Source organism: Sorangium sp. KYC3313, assembly GCF_052075895.1.
GTDB lineage: Bacteria > Myxococcota_A > Polyangia > Polyangiales > Polyangiaceae > Sorangium > Sorangium cellulosum_B.
This window is the reverse complement of the sequence record NZ_CP197255.1, coordinates 8,703,363-8,720,582: the sequence shown is the minus strand read 5'-3', so window position 1 is coordinate 8,720,582 and position 17,220 is coordinate 8,703,363. Positions and strand designations below refer to the sequence as shown.

Annotated in this window: 13 protein-coding genes; 9 read left to right on the top strand and 4 right to left on the bottom strand. The window is 74.2% G+C overall.

The window, feature by feature from the left end; translation table 11 throughout:
* The first annotated feature begins 54 nt into the window (after positions 1-54).
* The 3 genes from ACSRUE_RS33135 to ACSRUE_RS33125 all read left to right on the top strand — a co-directional run bounded on the left by ACSRUE_RS33135 (position 55) and on the right by ACSRUE_RS33125 (position 5,088).
* The gene (locus ACSRUE_RS33135; protein WP_441287089.1) at positions 55-1,761 is read left to right on the top strand and encodes a DUF1592 domain-containing protein; all 1,707 of its coding nucleotides are present in this window, start codon (positions 55-57) and stop codon (positions 1,759-1,761) included.
* Positions 1,758-3,122, top strand: a complete 1,365-nt coding sequence (locus ACSRUE_RS33130) for a DUF1552 domain-containing protein (protein ID WP_441287088.1) — start codon at positions 1,758-1,760, stop codon at positions 3,120-3,122. The genes ACSRUE_RS33135 and ACSRUE_RS33130 overlap by 4 nt, the downstream gene beginning before the upstream one ends.
* 64 nt (positions 3,123-3,186) lie before the next feature.
* A complete protein-coding gene (locus ACSRUE_RS33125) occupies positions 3,187-5,088 on the top strand; it encodes a L,D-transpeptidase (protein ID WP_441287087.1) in 1,902 nt (633 codons plus the stop codon).
* Positions 5,089-5,134: 46 nt separating this feature from the next.
* Here ACSRUE_RS33125 and ACSRUE_RS33120 read toward each other — a convergent pair whose 3' ends face one another.
* Together ACSRUE_RS33120 and ACSRUE_RS33115 are read right to left on the bottom strand one after the other, a co-directional pair.
* Positions 5,135-5,851: a hypothetical protein gene (locus ACSRUE_RS33120; RefSeq protein WP_441287086.1), complete on the bottom strand. Its 717-nt coding sequence runs from the start codon at positions 5,849-5,851 to the stop codon at positions 5,135-5,137.
* Entirely contained in the window at positions 5,848-5,979 is a 132-nt protein-coding gene (locus tag ACSRUE_RS33115) for a hypothetical protein (protein ID WP_437768211.1), read from the bottom strand. Before ACSRUE_RS33115 ends, ACSRUE_RS33120 begins: the two co-directional genes overlap by 4 nt.
* A 182-nt stretch (positions 5,980-6,161) precedes the next feature.
* Between ACSRUE_RS33115 and ACSRUE_RS33110 the strand changes: the two genes are divergently transcribed.
* Positions 6,162-9,767 carry a protein kinase domain-containing protein gene (locus ACSRUE_RS33110; protein WP_441287085.1) on the top strand — a complete coding sequence of 1,202 codons (3,606 nt, stop codon included), beginning with the start codon at positions 6,162-6,164 and terminating at the stop codon, positions 9,765-9,767.
* 11 nt (positions 9,768-9,778) lie between these two features.
* On the opposite strand, the gene ACSRUE_RS33105 is transcribed toward ACSRUE_RS33110, so the two are convergent.
* Entirely contained in the window at positions 9,779-9,973 is a 195-nt protein-coding gene (locus tag ACSRUE_RS33105; protein ID WP_441287084.1) for a hypothetical protein, read from the bottom strand.
* A gap of 172 nt (positions 9,974-10,145) precedes the next feature.
* Between ACSRUE_RS33105 and ACSRUE_RS33100 the strand changes: the two genes are divergently transcribed.
* Entirely contained in the window at positions 10,146-10,838 is a 693-nt protein-coding gene (locus tag ACSRUE_RS33100; RefSeq protein ID WP_437768208.1) for a hypothetical protein, read from the top strand.
* A 168-nt stretch (positions 10,839-11,006) separates the two neighbouring features.
* Here the strand turns inward: ACSRUE_RS33100 and ACSRUE_RS33095 are convergent, their stop codons facing one another.
* Positions 11,007-14,552: a protein kinase domain-containing protein gene (locus ACSRUE_RS33095; protein ID WP_441287083.1), complete on the bottom strand. Its 3,546-nt coding sequence runs from the start codon at positions 14,550-14,552 to the stop codon at positions 11,007-11,009.
* A 188-nt stretch (positions 14,553-14,740) separates the two neighbouring features.
* Here ACSRUE_RS33095 and ACSRUE_RS33090 point away from each other — a divergent pair, with 188 nt between their 5' ends.
* The 4 genes from ACSRUE_RS33090 to ACSRUE_RS33075 all read left to right on the top strand — a co-directional run bounded on the left by ACSRUE_RS33090 (position 14,741) and on the right by ACSRUE_RS33075 (position 17,219).
* Positions 14,741-14,974 (top strand): MoaD/ThiS family protein, encoded by a 234-nt coding sequence (locus tag ACSRUE_RS33090; protein WP_157906688.1) that lies wholly within the window; start codon positions 14,741-14,743, stop codon positions 14,972-14,974.
* A gap of 14 nt (positions 14,975-14,988) precedes the next feature.
* A complete protein-coding gene (moaA, locus tag ACSRUE_RS33085; RefSeq protein ID WP_441287082.1) occupies positions 14,989-16,110 on the top strand; it encodes a GTP 3',8-cyclase MoaA in 1,122 nt (373 codons plus the stop codon).
* A gap of 153 nt (positions 16,111-16,263) precedes the next feature.
* The gene (moaC, locus tag ACSRUE_RS33080) at positions 16,264-16,704 is read left to right on the top strand and encodes a cyclic pyranopterin monophosphate synthase MoaC (protein ID WP_441287081.1); all 441 of its coding nucleotides are present in this window, start codon (positions 16,264-16,266) and stop codon (positions 16,702-16,704) included.
* Positions 16,701-17,219, top strand: a complete 519-nt coding sequence (locus ACSRUE_RS33075; protein WP_441287080.1) for a molybdenum cofactor biosynthesis protein MoaE — start codon at positions 16,701-16,703, stop codon at positions 17,217-17,219. Before moaC ends, ACSRUE_RS33075 begins: the two co-directional genes overlap by 4 nt.
* The last annotated feature ends 1 nt before the right edge of the window (position 17,220 follow it).

The window sequence follows — 17,220 nt, the reverse complement described above, 5'->3', positions numbered from 1 at the left end:
GCGCCGCGACGCACCGCATCGCAGGCCAGCGTGTCCCCCATGGGGAGAGGGCAGATGGATCGGTCAAGAGGACGGCACCGCCGCGCGGCGCGCGGCCCCGGCGGCTCTCTCGGGCTCGCGATCGTCGTGGCGGCGGCCGCCGCGTGCTCCGGCGGGCGCGGCGGCGGGGCCGCGGGGGGAGCGGAAGGCGAGGCGCCGCGCTGCGCGGAGATCCGGCCGGGCGCGTCGCCGCTCCGGCGGATGACGCGCTTCGAGTACAATAACACGATCCGCGATCTCCTCGGCGACGACAGCGCGCCGGCCGACGCCTTCGTGGTCGAGGAGGAGGCGCTCGGGTTCAACAACCAGGCGGCGGCGCTCGGGGTCACGCAGCTCCTCGCCGAGCAGCTCATGAAGGCCTCCGAGGCGATCGCGGCGCGGGCCGCGAAGGATCTCGGGAAGCTCCTTCCGGGGTGCGACCCGGCGGTGCAGGGGCCCGACGCGTGCGCCGCGGAGCTCATCGAGCGCCTCGGCAAGCGCGCGTTCCGCCGTCCCCTCGCGCCCGCGGAGAGCGAGCGGCTCGCGCGGCTCTTCGCCTTCGGGAACGACGAACACGGCTTCTCGACCGGCGTCGAGCTCGTGATCCAGGCGATGCTCCAGTCGCCGCACTTCCTTTACCGCGTCGAGCACGGCATGCCGGATCCGGCCGGCGAGGGCGTGGTGGCGCTCTCGGATCACGAGATCGCCTCGCGGCTCTCGTACCTGCTCTGGAGCTCGATGCCCGACGACGCGCTGTTCGCAGCGGCCGACGCGGGGGAGCTCCGCTCCGCGGCGCAGATCGCCGCGCAGGCCCGCCGCATGCTCGAGGATCCGCGCGCCCGCGCCGCCGTCGCGAACTTCCACGCGCAGTGGCTGCAGCTGTCGAACATCGACACCCTCACCAAGGACCCGGCGGTCTACCCCGGCTTCCACGCCGGGCTCCCGGCGCTCCTCCGGGCGGAGACCGAGGCGTTCCTCGATCACGTCGTGTTCGAGGACGGCGCCGGCGACGTGGCGACCCTGCTGACGGCGCCCTACTCGCTGATGAACGCCGAGCTCCGCGCGTTCTACGGGCTGGGAGCGGCGGGCGGCGCGGGGGGGCCCGGCGAGCTCTCGGTCGTGCCGCTCGATCCCGCGCAGCGCGCCGGCTTCCTCACCCACGCCAGCGTGCTCGCGGTGCTCGCGAAGCCGGATCAGTCCTCGCCCGTCCACCGCGGCAAGTTCGTCCGGGAGCGGCTGCTCTGCCAGATCCTGCCGCCGCCGCCGCCCGACGTGGACATCCAGCCGCCGCCGGTGCGGGAAGGGATCCCGACCCGCCGGCAGTTCGAGCGGCACGCGGAGGACCCGGGCTGCGCCGGTTGCCACCGGCTCATGGATCCGATCGGCTTCGGGTTCGAGCGCTACGACGGGATCGGCCGCTACCGCGAGGTCGACCAGGGCGTGCCGGTGGACGCGAGCGGCGAGATCGTGGGGAGCCGGGATGTCGATGGGCCCTTCGACGGGGCGGTGGAGCTCGCGCACCGCCTCGCGGAGAGCGACGAGGTGCGCCAGTGCGTCGCGACGCAGTGGTTCCGCTTCGGCTACGGCCGCGCCGAGCAGGCGGAGGACGAGTGCAGCATGCGCCAGATCCAGGCGGCGTTCGCCGAGAGCGGGTACAACATCAAGGCGCTGCTCGTGGCGCTGACCCAGACGGACGCGTTCCGCTACCGCCGCGCGGCGCCGGACGCAGGGGGGGCGCCGTGAGCGGCGCCGCGCAGCGCCGGGCGTCGAGGGGGCGCCTCGGTCGTCGCGCCTTCCTGCGCGGGGCCGGCGGGCTCGCCCTCGCGCTCCCCTTCCTCGACGCCATGGCCGGCTCGGCGAGCGCCGTCGATTTCCCGAAGCGCTTCGTCGTCTTCTTCACCGGCCTCGGCACGGTGAAGGAGGCCTGGCAGCCGGCCGGGACCGAGACGTCGTTCGAGCTCGGAGAGATCCTCGCGCCGCTCTCTCCCTACCGGGACAAGCTGCTCGTCGTCGAGGGCATCGACATGGAGTCCGCCCACCACGGGCCGGGCGACTCTCACCAGCAGGGCATCGGCCAGGCGCTCACGGGGACGGAGCTCCAGGAGGGGACCCTCTTCCCGTACGCCTGCAACCCGGCCGCGCGGGTCGGCTGGGGCGGGGGCGTCTCGGTCGACCAGTTCCTCGCCGCGAGGCTCGGGGATCGCACGAAGCTCTCGTCGCTCGAGCTCGGCGTCCAGGTCCAGTACGCCAACGTCTCGTCGCGCCTCTCGTACCTCGGCCCGGGCCAGCCGGTCCCGCCCGAGGACGATCCGCGCGCGGCGTTCGACCGCCTGTTCCTGGACCTCAGCGCCGACCCGGCGGAGCTCGCGCGGCGGCGCGTCCTGCGCCGCCGGGTGCTCGGCGGCGTCATGGAGGACTACGGCGCCCTCGCGCGCGAGCTGGGGGGCGAGGACCGGCGGAAGCTGGAGCAGCACCTCGACGCGCTGAACGACATCGAGCAGCGGCTCGACGTGCCGGCGCTCCTCGGCGGCGCGTGCGCCCTGCCGGCGCTGGGCGAGCCGCTCGACGTCTACGCAAACGACAACTTCCCGGCGATCGGGCGGCTGCAGACCGACCTGCTCGCGATGGCGCTCGCCTGCGATCTCACGCGGGTCGCGTCCATCCAGTGGAGCGCGACCCAGGCGGGCAAGGTGTTCACGTGGCTCGGCCAGTCGGAGACGCACCACGCGCTCTCGCACTCGAACATCGGCGACGCGGAGAAGCAGCGGCAGCTCGTCGACATCGGGCGCTGGCAGGCGGAGCAGCTCGCGTACCTGCTCGAGAAGCTCGACGCCGTCCAGGAGGGCACGGGCACGCTCCTCGACAACACGCTCGTCCTCTGGTGCACGGACATCTCGGAGGGGCAGAGCCACTCGCGGCGCGACATGCCGTACGTGATCGCGGGGGGCGCCGGCGGGGCGCTCAGGACCGGCAGATTTTTGCGCTATGCCGGAGATCCCCACAACAACCTGCTCGTCGCGCTGTGCAACGCGATGGGCGTGGACGTGTCGACGTTCGGCAACCCCGCGTACTGCACGGGGGCGCTGCCGGGCCTCCTGGCCTAGTTGCGCGCGCCCACCGCGTGTTTTGGGCTTTTCGTCGCGCGCCGATTTTGGCAAGTACGCCCGCATGGGCGCCCTGCTGTCCTCCGGGAAGCCTCACGGTGCGCGGCGCGCGGCGCGCCTCGCTCTCTGTCTCGCTCACCTCGCGGCGCTCACGGCGGCGGCGTGCGGCTGTCGCAAGCCCGCGGACGCGGGGGCGGCGGGCCCGGCCGACGACGCGGGCGCCGACGCGGCCCCCGCGGCGCTCGCGGCGACCGACGGGCAGGCCGCGCCCGCGGAGCCCTCGGCGCCCGCGTGGCCGCCGAGCGACAAGCCGCTGCTCGGCGTGACGGCCTTCGTGGCGACCGTCTACAAGGAGCCGCGCGACACGTCGAAGAAGCTCGGGTACCTGCGCGTCGGCTCCAGGGTGCCCCGCTCCGCCGAGCCCGCCGGCACCGCGGGCTGTCCGGGCGGCTGGTATGCGATCGAGCCCCATGGCTATCTCTGCGTGGGCGAGGACGCGACGCTCGACCTGAACGACCCGATCCTCAAGGCCGCCGGCCCCGGGCCGAACCTGAGGACCGCGCTCCCGTACCGGTACGCCTTCGTCCGCGCGGTGCTGCCGCTCTACCTGCGCGTCCCCACCGCCGAGGAGCAGCGCAAATCGGAGTTCAAGCTCGACGAGCACCTGTCGTGGTTCGAGGAGAACAAGGCGACGGTGCAGCGGGTCATCCTCGGCGCGAACGACGTGGCGATCGACGCGCGCGGCGTGCCGCTCCCTGGCAAGCAGCTCGGCGAGCTCGGTCTGGGGAAGAACTCGCTCGAGCTCGGCGAGGGCGCGCTGCTCGGCGGGGAGGGGGACGGCGACCCGATCCCGTTCTGGCTCGAGGGCGGCAAGCGCCTCATCCGCAACATCAGCGACTTCAAGGTCCCGGACTACGCGGTCTTCGCCGATCGCGCGCGGCGCTTCACCGGGCTCTCGCTGATCGGATCGTTCGCGACCGGACCGGAGTCGCTGAGCCGGCGGTTCGCGATCACGACGGATCTGCGGCTCGCGCCTGCGACGAAGATCAAGCCCGACACCGGCTCTCCCTGGCACGGCGTCGAGCTGACCGACGCGCTCACGCTGCCGCTCGCCTTCGTCCGCGCGCGGGGCGCTCGCGACGTCCAGATCCAGGGCGACAAGGCGACGCCGGGCAAGGAGCTGCCGTTCCGGGACATCGTCCCGCTGACCGGCAGGATGCGCCGGATCGAGGGCGTGAAGTACTACCGCACCCGGGATCAGCGGTACGTGAGCCAGCTGGACGTCGGGCTCGCGGTCGCGCCGTCCGCGTGGCCGCAGGTCGCCGAGAAGGGCGAGAAGTGGATCGAGGTGTCGATCACGCACCAGACGCTCGTCCTCTGGGAGGGCAAGCGCCCGATCTACGCCACGCTGGTCTCGACCGGCCAGGCCGGGGTGGCCGATCCCAAGACCACGACCGCGACGGTGCGCGGCGTCTTCCGCATCCGCAACAAGCACATCACGGCGACGATGGACTCGAACGAGTCGTCGAGCGTCGGCGGCCGCGCGGAGACGACCGCCGACGCGCCGTCGGCCTCGCGCGGGGCGAGGCCGGAGAAGGGCGGCACCTCGAAGGAGCGCTCCCCGAAGAAGCCCGGCGCGAGCGCGGCGGCGAAGCCCGCGGCGGGCGAGAAGGTGGCCCCGCGGAAGGGTGACGGGGAGTACGGCGTGACGCGGCGCCGCGGCGAGGGGACCTACGCCCTCCGGGACGTGCCGTACATCCAGTATTTCGCGAGCGGCTACGCGCTCCACACCGCGTACTGGCACGACGTTTTCGGCACGCCGCGCAGCCACGGCTGCATCAACCTGTCGCCCATCGACGCCCACCGGGTGTTCCTGTGGACCGATCCCCCGGTGCCGCCCGGATGGCACGCGATCAACACAGGCGAGGAGCTGGGCGAGGGCACGACGATCATCGTGCATGAATAAATAGGGGAGGCGATCGCCGTCTGGATGAAGGGGAGCGGCGGGCGCTTCAGTGCTTCGGCGCGGTGTGGAGGAGGTCGGTCAGCGCCTCGTCTGCGGAGGCGGCGAGGGCGTCGAGGAGCGCGGCCAGACGGGCGTGCTGGTCCGGGGTGAAGGGGGGCATACCGAAGCGCGCGCGCACGCCTGCGAGGCGAAGCACGAGGCCGGCGCCGTCCTGGTAGCCGGCGATCCAGGGGCCGCGGATGAGCTCGTCGCAGATGCGACGGAGCCGCGACTCGAAGGCGGCCCGATCGGCGAGGGCGCCGGCGGGGGAGGGGGCGCGCTGCTGGAAGTGGTGGATCGAGGCCGCGGTCTCGGTCGGGGCGCCGTCGATGGCGTCGAGGCCGGCGCGGAGGTCGTCGAGGAGGGGCGCGAGGCCGGTCCTGCGGACGAGCGCGCCGTCGAGGCACATCTCCCAGAGCACGTGGGCGAAGAGCGCGAGCCGCGGCGCGCCGAGCGAGGCGGCGCGCAACGCGGCGGCGAGGCGGCGTTCGCCCTCGACGAAGACGGGGGCGGCGTGGAACCAGCGGTCGACGGCGACGTGGTGGTCGATGCCGGCCAGCACCTCGGCGAGGCGGGGCGGCGGGGCAGCGGGGCGATCGGGCGCGCGGGAGGGCCTGACGCGCCGGTCGGCCATGCGCCAGAGGTCCGGGAGCATCGCCGCCGCGCCCGCGGCGGCCGAGCCGAGATCGCGCGTGGCGAGGTGGCGATGAAGCAGGAAGTTCATGCGTTCAGGATGGCGCCGCCGTCCGCGGCGGTCGACGGTGAACCGATGCGGCGCGCGCCCGGCAGCGCGGGGCGGCTGCTCATCTCCATGGCGCGCATGTAGGGGGAGCGGTGCTGTCGAGCTCGCATCTCCTGCCTCCGCGACCCGGCCAGCGGAGAGGGATCCATGCCAGTCGCCCGCCGCGGCCGTCATGGCCCTTGGAGCCGCGCGTTCGGCGGGGCCCCACGCGCGCCCCGCCTCGCACATCCCCTCGCCCGCGGCCGCTGCTTCTCTTGCTCGGGGTTCGGCGCAACAGGTAGCCTAGGCAACGATGCAGGCCAGCGACCCGTTCGGCTGGGTGGGGTCGATCATCGACGGCCAGTTCGCCGTCGAGGCGCTGGCGGGCGAGGGAGCGTTCGGCGTCGTCTACCGGGCCCGGCACCTCGGCTTCGATTCGCCGGTCGCGGTCAAATGTCTCAAGATCCCCGCGGGTCTAAGCCCTGACCAGCAGGACGGCTTCCTCGCCAAGTTCCGCGAGGAAGCGCGCCTGCTCCACCAGCTCTCCCGCCGGACGATGGGCATCGTCCAGGCGCTCGACATCGGCGCCGCCGCCGCCCCGCAGGGGCCATGGACGCCGTACATCGTCATGGAGTGGCTGGAGGGCGAGACGCTCGAGCAGGATCTCAAGCGCCGCAGCGCCGAGAAGCTCCCGCCGAGGAGCCTCGGCGACGCGATCCGGCTCCTCGCGCCCGTCGCCTCCGCCCTCGCCGTCGCCCACGACGAGAACGTGTCTCACCGCGACGTCAAGCCGGCCAATCTGTTCCTGCTCGGCGATCGCATGAAGGTGCTCGACTTCGGGCTCGCCAAGGTCTTCTCCGAGACGCCGACGTTCGCAGAGGCGCTCGTCCAGACGGGACGAACGTTCCGCGCCTTCACGCCGCAGTACGGCGCGCCGGAGCAGTTCAGCCCGCGGTTCGGCGCGACGGGGCCGTGGACCGACGTCTATGCGATGGCCCTCATCCTCGTCGAGGTCGCGAGCGGTCAGCCCGCCCTCTCGGGCGGCGACGTCATCCAGCTCTTCGTCGCCTCGAGCGACGAGGCGATCCGGCCGAGCTTCCGCGCCCGCGGGGTGAACGCGAACGCCGACGTCGAGGCGGTGCTCGGCCGCGCGCTCGCGATCAACCCCGCGCAGCGGTTCCACAACCTCGGCGAGATGTGGGCCGCCCTGGAGGCCGCCCACCGCTCCAGCGTCGTCGTCGTGGCGCGCGACACCCTGCGCGCGCCCGCCTTCGGCTCGAGCGACGCGGACGACGACGCGGATGACGGGCTGCTCGACCTCGCCGCCGTCCACCTGCCGCCGCTGCCGCCGCCGCCGGCGCTGTCCGTACCGCCGCCGTCGCTGCCGCCGTCGTCGACGCCGTGGCGGGCGCCGGACAGCAGCGGGATGAGGGGGAGCGTGAGCTCCGATCGCGGCTCGCCGCGGACCCGTGCCGCGCTGCCGTTCGAGGGCGGTGAGCACCGGGTCTGCACCGTCCTGTTCGCCGATCTGTCCGAGGCGACCGCGCTCTCGTCGCGGCTCGATCCCGAGGACGTCAAGGACGTCGTCGACCGCTGCTATCAGGTGCTCGCCGAGCAGGTCGAGCAGGTGCACGGGATCGTCGAGCGGCCGATCGGCGGGCGCGTCATGGCGGTCTTCGGCGTCCCTCGCTCGACCGACAGCGACGCCGAGCGAGCGATCGTCGCGGCGCTCGGCGCGCAGGCCGCGATCCCGCGCCTCACGCTGCCGCGCGCTGCGCGGTCGGTCCGCCTCTCGGTGCGGTTCGGGATCGCGACGGGGCGGGCCTTCGTCGGCGTCGGGGGCTCGGCGCGGCAAGATCTCGCCGTCATCGGCGACGCGGTCGACGGCGCGGGGCACCTGCAGCAGCTCGCGCCGCGCGGCGCGATCGTGATCGGCCGCGACACCCACCGCCTCGTCCTCGGGCGCTTCCACGTCGAGCCGCTCGACGCGGCCGCGAGCGCCGGCGCGGTCCGGGCGCCGCCGGCGTCGCCAGCGTCGCCGGCGCCGACCGCGCACGGCGCGGCGCCGCCGATCTACCGCGTGCTCGGCGAGGCGCCGCTCCACCACGCGCTCGTGCCGCCCGATTTCCATGGGCTCTCGACGCGCCTCGTCGGGCGCGGCGCGGAGATGCAGCGCCTGTGTGATCTCGTCGAGACCGCCTTCCACGAGCGGCGGCCGCGCCTCATCACGCTGGTCGGCGCGCCCGGCGTGGGACGGACGCGGATGCTCGCAGAGCTCTTCGCGGGCCTCCGCGACGGCGGCGCCGGGGGCGGCGCGCCCTCCTCGGAGCGCGGGTACGCGCTCGCGCCGCCCGGGGGGCTGCTCGTGCTGTCGGCGCAGTGCTCGGCGCTCGCGCAGGATTCGAGCTATGGCCTGGCCGGCGCGCTGCTCCGCCGCTGGTTCGGGATCCACGAGGCCGATCCGGCCCAGGTCATCCTGCGCAAGCTGCGCCGCGGCCTGCGCTGGATCCGGCTGCGCGCCGCGCGCGCCCGCGTCCGCGCCGAGCGGGAGGCCGCCGGCGCGGGGGCCAGGGCCGCCGCGCTCGGGGGCGCGTCGCCCATCGTGGCCCGCGCGTCGTCCGTCCCGCTCCGAGGGCCGATCAGCTCGACCGTCAGCGGGCGCAGGGGAGCCGGGGCGGCGCGGTACGAGGACGACGACGAGCTCGATCCGTCCCCCTCGCTGTCGAGGCCGAGCGGGGGGAGCGACCTCGAGGAGATCCTCGCCCGGCTGGCGGCCATCCTGGGCGCGCGGCCTGCGCCCGCCGGGCTCCTCGAGGCCGCGGCGCGCGGCAGCGTGCTGGCGAGGCGCCGGATCGCCTCCGCGCTCGCGCTGCTCGTCGCCTTTGCGCTCGAGCGGACGCCGATGGTGATCGTGTGCGACGACCTCCAGTGGGCCGACGACGCGACGCTCGACCTCGTCGAGGAGCTCGTGGCGAACGCCGAGGGGCTGCCGCTCTGCATGGTGTGCACCGCGCGCCCCGAGCTCTACGAGCGCCGCCCGGACTGGGGCGTCGGGAAGGAAGCGTACGTCCGCGTCGACGCGTCGCCGCTCGCGCGGCGGCACGCGGAGGAGATGATCCGGGATCGGCTCCGCGGCGCCGCCGCGCTCGACCACGAGCTCGTGCGCGCGATCGCCGAGCGCTCCGAGGGCAACCCGCGAACCGTGGAGGAGACCCTCCACCTCCTCGTGGACGCCGGCGTCATCGAGGCCCAGGACGGCGCGTGGCACGTCCGTGACGACGCGCTCGGCGCGCTGAGCCTGCCGCCGGCGGTGCACGGCGTGGTCCAGGCGCGCCTCGACCGCCTCGACGAAGGCGCGCGCGGCCTCCTCGCGCAGGCCGCGGTCGTCGGTCGGACCTTCTGGGAGGGCGCTGTCGAGCGGCTCCGGAACGACGCCCCGCAGGCGCGCTCGCCGATGTCGAGCGAGCGCATCCTCGCGGAGCTCCAGGATCTCGATCCGCCGTTCTCGGTGCGCCACGGGGGGAGCGCGTCCACCGCCGAGCTGCTCGCGCGCCTCTGCGAGCGCCAGCTGATCCGGCTCCGCTCCCCCGCGTCGTTCCCCGGCGAGCGCGAGTACGTGTTCGTGGAGCAGGCGACGTGCGAGGTCGCCTACGAGATGCTGAGCCTCAAGATCCGCCGGCGGATCCACCTGCTCGTCGCCGACTGGATCGAGCACCGCGCGTCGAGCGTGGAGGCGCGCGACGAGGGGGCCGCCCTCCTCGCCCACCACTACGAGCGGGGCGGCGATCTGCGGGCGGCCGCGGCGGCGCACGACCGCGCCGCGGCGCACGCCGCCGCGATGGGCGAGGGCGCCGCGGCGGCGCGCCACGCGGCGCGCGCCCGGGAGCTCCACGACGAGCTCGCGGCCGACGACGCGTAGCGAGGCCGCCGCTACCGCGCCTTGCGGCGCGCGCTCGGCAGCCGGGCGCCGGACATGGCCAGCGCGTGGCGCAGGGCGTCCTCCAGCGCGCCGAAGGTCTCGAGCGTCCGCGCGTCGCTGCCGAGCGTCACGATGGCCTGCGCGACCCCGGAGGAGATGCCGGAGACGAGGCAGCGGCTGCCGAGCAGGCTTGCGGTCCGGGCCACCCCCCGGTCGGCATTCGAGCGCCGTTGCCTTCGTCGATGTTGTCTGCCTGCCATCCGCTGGCGGCGACCTCTCGCATGCTGCGGGCGCCGTGGTAGCGTTGGTCTGTATCGCGGGGGGTCCTTCTGCGTTGCCTGTCGGCAGGCAGCTCTCGGGCGGTGCGAGGGGGGTGCGATGATCTCGGAGGCGTGCGGGCTCTGCGCTTGGCCAGCGAGCCTCGTTGTCGACGACGTGCAGCGGCACAAGGGGGCGCTCCTGGACATGGCGCTGCAGATGCGTGCGGACGACAAAGAGCCGCTCGCGCGCGTGGCCTTCCGGGGCGCGCTCTACTGGCAGCGCTGGCTCCTGACGAAGGAGCCTGGGCTCCACGAGGAGGCTCGGGTCGTCTCGGGGCTCGAGTTCGCCCGAGAGGCTGGCGACTGGAAGGAGGCCGATATGCTCCTTGCCCACGCCGACAGCTCGAGCGCCCTCGCCGGTCTGCCGTTCGTCGATCACTGGAAGGCGCTCGTCGCGCAGCACTTGCCGGAGCAGGTGAGCGACGAGCACGAGCTCGAGGAGACGTTCCAGGAGTTCCGGCGGCACCCCAGCGAGGAGGCCGCGGAGAGCGTGCGGCGCTGCGCCACGGCCATCGCGCCGCTCGGGTCGCCCGTCCCGGTGCACAGCCTCCTGGCGCGCGTGGCGATGGATCTCGGCCAGACCGAGGCGGCGGAGTTCCACCTCGCCGCGCTCGTCGTCTGCAGGCCGCTCTGGATCCCCTACGTCGTGCAGCTGGCCGAGCACCAGGCGAGGCTCGATCTGCCGCGCGCCCTCCGCACCATCGAGGACGCGCGCCGACTCTTCGGCCCCGACTTCTGGCTCCCTCTTTGAGCGGGGCTCACCCGCTTCGGATACGGGCCCATCTCGGCGTTTTCGGTGCTCAGCGCACGGGAGTGCGCCTGCGCGCCGAAAACGCCGATCTGGACCCGTCTCCTGTGCGGGTGAGCCCCGCTCGGCGACGCATCCGGTGAGAGCGTCAGCTATCGACGGCCTCCCGCCTCAGGTGTTCTCGAGCGTGCGCATCCAGCCGCTGATCCGCGTCCCCGCCGGCTTGGGCCAGCCCATCCGCGCGAAGCGCTCGAGGAGCTGCGGCGTGTGGTCGCCGGTGCGGCTGTCCTTGAAGGCCGCGCGCGCCGCGTCGAGCTCGCGCGCCGCCTCGTGGAAGCGCCCCTCGTGGTACGCGAGCCAGGCGAGCGTCAGGTGCCGGTGCTGCCGGGGCTCCGCCTCCGCGAGCGCCACCGCCTCGCACGCCATCAGGTGCTCGCGAGCGAGCTCCGCCTCCCCGCGGTGGAGCGCGATCTGTGCGAAGAGCAGCCGCGCCTCCACCAGGCCCCACGGATCCCCGAGCCGCTCGAAGAGCCTGCCGGCGGCGAGCGCGTGCTCCTCGGCGAGCTCCGGCGCGCCCGCGTCGAGCGCAACCATCGAGAGGAGGCGCTCGCACCCGGCCTCGCCGCGCGGGTTCGCGACGTCGCGGAAGCTCTGCCGCGCCGCGAGCGCGCCCGAGCGCGCCGCCTCGAAGTTGCCGGCGCGGTGGTCCGAGTGCGACAGCGCGAGGTCGCACTGCGCGAGCCCGAGCCGGTAGCCGATGGCGTCGAAGTCGGCGTGCGCGGTCGTGAGCAGCGCGCGCGCCGCCTCCGAGGTCGCCCCGGCCTGCTCGACCATGCTCTGCAGCAGCAGGCACTGCGCCCGGCCGAGCCGATCGCCGACCTCCATGAACCGCGACGCCCCGGACGCGAGCACCGCCCGCGCCCGCGCGTGCTCGCCGAGCAGGTAGTCGATCTCGCCGAGCAGCACCTCGCACTGCGCCTGCCCGTGGCCGTGGCCGATCTCGTCGAAGATCGCGTGCGCCCGCGCCACGAGCCGCCGGCCCTGCGCCTCCGCGCCGAGGTCCGACGCGATGTGCCCGAGCAGGCGCAGGCAGTGCGCCTGGTTCTCGCGGTCGCCGGCTTGCTCGAAGATGCGCCGCGCGTCCTCCGCGTCGCGCCGCGCCTCGTCGAGCCTCCCCGCCAGCCGCAGCGCCTCGGCGCGGAAGCGCAGCTGCGTCCCGAGGCGCGTCCCCGTCAGCACGGGCCGCGCGTCCACCCCGCCCCGGAGCCCCGGGCGCGAGTCGCTCCCGCCGGGCAGCTTGCCGTCGAGCACGGCGAGATCGCGGAGCGTCGCCGCGATGTCGCGCGAGCTCTGCCAGTGCGCCGCCACGTGCGCGTGCATGAGCGCCGCGGCCTCGTCGGTGTCGCCGGCGCGCAGGAGGCTGACCACCCGGTGCCGGAGGATGCGGCGGCTCGACGCGGCCGGGTGCGCCCCGAGGGCGGCGGCGGCGGCGCGGAACACGCGGGCCGCGTCCGGCTCGAGGAAGAGCTGCGAGAGGAGGTGCTCCTGGAGCAGCGCGTGCGGCCAGCGCAGGCGATCGCCCACGGCGAGGAGGATCTGGGCGCGCTGCATGGACGCGATCGCCCGGTCCGCCGAGATATCGAGCGAGGTGAGCAGCGCGCGCAGGATCTCGCGCCGGATGTCGCCGCCGAGCGCGGCGGCGGCGCGCGCGCCGGTGCGGAGCTCCTCGGGCAGCGCCGCGAGGCGCTCTTCCCAGAGGTCGGCGGTCGTCGCCGCCTGCACGGCCATCGACGCCCTCGGCACGAAGTACTTGCCCGCGCGGAGCTGGAGGTGCCCGCCGCCCGCCCACGCGTGCAGCAGCTGCAGCGCGAAGAGCGGGTTCCCCTTGCTGCGGGCCGTCGCCGCCTCGGCCGCCGCGTCGTCGAGCGGGAGCGTCTCCCGGAGCAGCGCGTGCGTCTGCGTGGGGTTCAGCGGGGCGACGTCGAGCCGCTCCCCGACGTAGGCCGCGAGCGCCCCCTCGATCCGCCTCGCCGCCACCGGATCGCACTCGACCGCCTCGCTCCTGACGGTCGCCACGACGAGGAGGCCGAGGTTCGGCGCGTCGCGGTGGAGCGTGAGGAGCCCCTCGAACGTGGTCGACGAGGCGTAGTGCAGGTCGTCGAGCCAGAGCAGCACCGGCCTGTCCCGGCCGATCCTCTCCAGCGTCTTGCGGATGATCAGCCAGCGGAGCTCGGGGCGATCCAGGCGGAAGCGCTTCCCCGTCGGGCCGACCGCCTCGCTCCCCGGGGGCGACGGCTTGATCCACTCGGCGGTCGCCGCGACCCACGTCTTGCCGACCTCGTCCTCCGGCGGGACCTCCCAGAGGTTCATCAGCACCTTCTCGACGATCTCGCGCTCGGCCCGCTCCAGCCGGTAGTGCTGGGTCACCGCGCCGAGCACGCCGTCGAGCGGCGCCGCGATGCGCCGGTAGCGCGCGCGGAGCGGCACCATGAGCGCCCGCTCGTGGACCTCCTCGCAGAGCCACTCGGCCAGCCGGCTCTTGCCGACGCCGGCCTCGCCCGCGAGCAGGACGAACCGGTGCATCGCCTTCGGCGCGTCGACCATCTCGGCCACGACCTCCATGAGCCGCCCCCGCTCCCCGGTCCGCGCGACGAACGGGCTCGGCCGGAGCGCGAGCAGCCCGGTGGTCGTCACGGACGGCGGCGGGTCGTCGTCTGGAGGCTCGATGAGCTCGGGCGTGAGCAGCTCCTTGCGGCTCGGGGGCAGACGGCCGCTCGTCAAGAGGGCGATCGGCAGCGGCGTCGCCGTCGCGTTCGCGTTGTTGTGCGGCTCGAACCGCTTCCACACCCGCCGCGCGTCGCCCGCGAAGTCGAAGCGGTGCCAGGGCCGCTTCGCGAGCAGCCGCTTCGCGAACTTCGCGACGTCGCCCGGCACCGCCGATGGGAGCGGCAGGTCCGGGATCGGCGCGCTCCGGTGCTGCTGGAGGAGCTCGTCGTTGTTGCCGTCGTAGACCTCGCCGCCGGCGAGCAGGGCGTAGAGGATGCAGCCGAGCGCGTAGAGGTCCGTCGGCGGTCCGACGTGGGGCGCCGCGAAGCGGATCTGCTCGGGCGCCATCCAGCCCGGGGTGCCCGCGCCCCAGCGCACCGTGGGCTCGCTCTCCCTGGAGCCGTCGAGCCGGTGATCGACCCGGTCCTGGATGAGCCAGGCCAGCCCGAGGTCGAGCACGTGCACGAGCGGCGGCTCGCCCCCGTGCTGCAGATCGACGAGGACGTTGGACGGCTTCAGGTCCCCGTGGATCACGCCGCGCGCGTGCGCGTGCGCCAGCGCGCCGAGCACCTGGTCGATGACGCTCCAGATGATCGGCCAGGGCAGCGGGTCCTCGAGCCGCGCGAGGTAGAGCCACTCGTGGAGCGATCGACCTGGGACGGCGTCCATGACGAGGTACGGCGTCCCGTTGGTGAGCGCCCCGAAGTCGCGGGCCTTGACGAGCGCCGGATGGGAGAGCCCGGCGAGCGCCCGGGCTTCCTCCTGGAACCACCAGGCGTCCTCGGGGCGGGCCGCCGCGCCTGGCCGGTCGAGCAGCTTCACGGCCACGCGCTCGTCGATCACGAGATCGCGGCAGAGATAGACGACCCCCATGCCGCCGCGGCCCAGTTCTCGGCGGACCTGATAGCGACCGGCCAGGATCGTGCCCGGTAAAAAGCCTTCTTCCGACATGACGGTGAGCCGCCCGATGATAGCCGTGCCGACCGGGCTCGGTAGACTCGAATCTCGCCAGGCGCCAGGCGCCAGGCGCCAGGCGCCAGGTGCCAGGCGCCTGGGCAGCCCGAGGTCGCTTGGCGGCAGTTCGTCGTGTCGGGTCCGCGGAGCGATGCTAGGTTGCGGTGATGGATGCAGCGGTACGCGTGCTTGCATTCGCTGGCGCGAGGGATGTGCTGGGTGCCGGAGAAGTGGCGCTGCCGCTGGCTGGCCCCTGCACCGCAGCGGAGCTCCTGGAGCACGTCTGTGCTCGTTATCCGGGGCTCGGCCCCTACAAGGGCTCCATCCGGGTGGCGGTGAACGGCGTCTATGCGACGCCGAGCGATCCTGTAGGTTTCGGTGACGAGGTCGCGCTGATCCCGCCGGTCGCGGGCGGCTAGCGAGAGGACCCGCCATGCCTTTTTCTACCGGCGGCCTCGATCCTGCGCGCACTACGGGCGACGCGTCGGCTCAGCGGCGGCGATCGCTGCCGCTCGTCGGCGGCGGCGACGCTGGCCGACGCGCCGCCGTGATCCCGTACCGCGACGGCGCCCGCGGGGCAGCTGGCGAGCTCGCGGGGCCCGCGCCGCGGAGCGCGCGCATCTCGGTCACGGATCGGTGCGACTTCGCGTGCACCTACTGCCGCCCGTCGCGGCACGACGGCTATGCCGACGGCAAGCTCATGACGGCCGCCTGGCGCACCATGTTCGAGGCGCTGCGCGACGCCGGCGTCCGGCGGGTGCGCCTGACCGGCGGCGAGCCGCTGCTCCACCCCGAGATCGTGTCGATCGTCGGGTGCCTCGCCGCGCTCGGCTTCGAGGATCTGGCCCTCACGACGAACGCGTCGCAGCTCGCGCGGCTCGCCGGGGCGCTGCGCGCCGCCGGGCTGCACCGGCTGAACGTCTCGATCGACACCCTCGATCCTGGGCGCTTCGGCGAGATGACCCGGGGCGGCGAGCTCGCCCGGGTGCTCGACGGCATCGACGCCGCGATCGCGGCGGGCTTCTCGCCGATCAAGCTGAACACGGTGGTCCTCCGCGGCGTGAACGACGACGAGATCGAGCGGCTCGCGCTGTGGGCCTGGGAGCGCCGGATGGTGCCGCGCTTCCTCGAGGTGATGCCGATCGCCGAGGGCGCTCGGCTCGTCGGCAAGCACCTCGTCACCGCGGCCGAGATGAGGGCGCGCCTCGCCGACCACCTCCTCCCGGAGGAGGCGGCCGCCGAGCCCGGCCTCGGCCCGGCCAGGTACGTCCGCGCTCGCCGCGACCCGTCGCTCCGCGTGGGCTTCATCACGGGCACGAGCGACACGTTCTGCGAGAGCTGTGATCGGCTGCGCGTCTCCTCGACGGGCGTGCTCCGGCCGTGCCTCGCCACCGACGATGGCGTCGACGCCTCGCGCGAGGCGAAGATCGGCGATCGGGCGGCGATCCGCCTGCGCCTGGACGAGGCGTGGCGCCTCAAGCCGGACGGCAAGGTCTGGAAGGGCTGCACCGAAGAGACGGCCTCCGCGGTGTCGATCCGCGCGATCGGCGGCTGACGGAGCGGGCGGATCCGCGCGGGGCCGGATCACGTTCGGCTTCCGGTCCTCACGGCTGCCGTGTCAGATTCCGGGGCGATGCCGCGAACCCCTGATCGACCCGGCGAGGGCGAAGCGCTCTCGACTCACCTCTCTCCGAGCGGCGAGGCCCGCATGGTGCCTGTCGAAGGCAAGCCCGTCACGCACCGCCGCGCGGTCGCGTCCGGCGCCGTCATGATGCGCCCCGAGACGATCGCCCGGGTCGCGCGCGACGGCGCCCCGAAGGGCGACGTGCTGGCCGCCGCGCGGATCGCCGGGATCATGGCGGCGAAGCGCACGCCGGAGCTCATCCCGCTCTGCCACGGCATCGCGCTCACGCACGTCTCGGTCTCGCTCGACGTGGACGAGCCCTCCGCGACGATCCGGGTGACCGCCGCCGCGGAGGCGGTGGATCGCACGGGGGTCGAGATGGAGGCCATGGTCGCGGTGAGCGCCGCGTGCTTGACGATCTACGACATGCTCAAGGGGATCGATCGCGAGATGGTGATCTCGGACATCAAGCTCCTCGAGAAGAGCGGGGGCCGCTCCGGCCATTTCCAGCGGAGCGCGCCGTGAGCCGGATCCGCGCCGAGCCGCTCGGCCTCGACGAGCTCATCGCCGCGGTGTCTCACCCTGGCGCGGGCGGCATCGCCACGTTCCTGGGCGTGGTGCGCGACGTCAACGAGGGCCGCTCGGTCACGCTGCTGGAGTACGAGGCCTACGGGACGATGGCCGAGGCGGAGCTCCAGCGGATCCTGTCGGAGATCGCCGCAGAGCTCCCTGGCGTGCGCGTCGCCGCGACGCACCGGGTGGGCGCGCTCCACGTCGGCGATGTCGCCGTCGCCTGCGCCGCGAGCGCGCCGCACCGGGGAGAGGCGTTCCGCGGGTGCCGCCTGCTCATCGACCGCATCAAGGAGCGCCTGCCGATCTGGAAGCGTGAGCACGGGCCGGACGGCCCCTACTGGGTCGGATGGGAGGACGCCCGCTGCGCCGGCGAGCACGGGCACGAGGCGCCCCACGGGCAGACGCACGGCGACGAGGAGCCCGACGGCCACGGCGGGACGGCGCCTCCGGCCAGCGCTGGCGCCTAGC

Bases quoted from the DNA above. Each gene is read 5' to 3' on its own strand.
- ACSRUE_RS33135 (WP_441287089.1), top strand. From the start codon at position 55: ATGGATCGGTCAAGAGGACGGCACCGCCGCGCGGCGCGCGGCCCCGGC.
- ACSRUE_RS33125 (WP_441287087.1), top strand. From the start codon at position 3,187: ATGGGCGCCCTGCTGTCCTCCGGGAAGCCTCACGGTGCGCGGCGCGCG.
- ACSRUE_RS33120 (WP_441287086.1), bottom strand. From the start codon at position 5,851: ATGAACTTCCTGCTTCATCGCCACCTCGCCACGCGCGATCTCGGCTCG.
- ACSRUE_RS33115 (WP_437768211.1), bottom strand. From the start codon at position 5,979: ATGCGAGCTCGACAGCACCGCTCCCCCTACATGCGCGCCATGGAGATG.
- ACSRUE_RS33110 (WP_441287085.1), top strand. From the start codon at position 6,162: ATGCAGGCCAGCGACCCGTTCGGCTGGGTGGGGTCGATCATCGACGGC.
- ACSRUE_RS33100 (WP_437768208.1), top strand. From the start codon at position 10,146: ATGATCTCGGAGGCGTGCGGGCTCTGCGCTTGGCCAGCGAGCCTCGTT.
- ACSRUE_RS33095 (WP_441287083.1), bottom strand. From the start codon at position 14,552: ATGTCGGAAGAAGGCTTTTTACCGGGCACGATCCTGGCCGGTCGCTAT.
- moaA (WP_441287082.1), top strand. From the start codon at position 14,989: ATGCCTTTTTCTACCGGCGGCCTCGATCCTGCGCGCACTACGGGCGAC.
- moaC (WP_441287081.1), top strand. From the start codon at position 16,264: ATGGTGCCTGTCGAAGGCAAGCCCGTCACGCACCGCCGCGCGGTCGCG.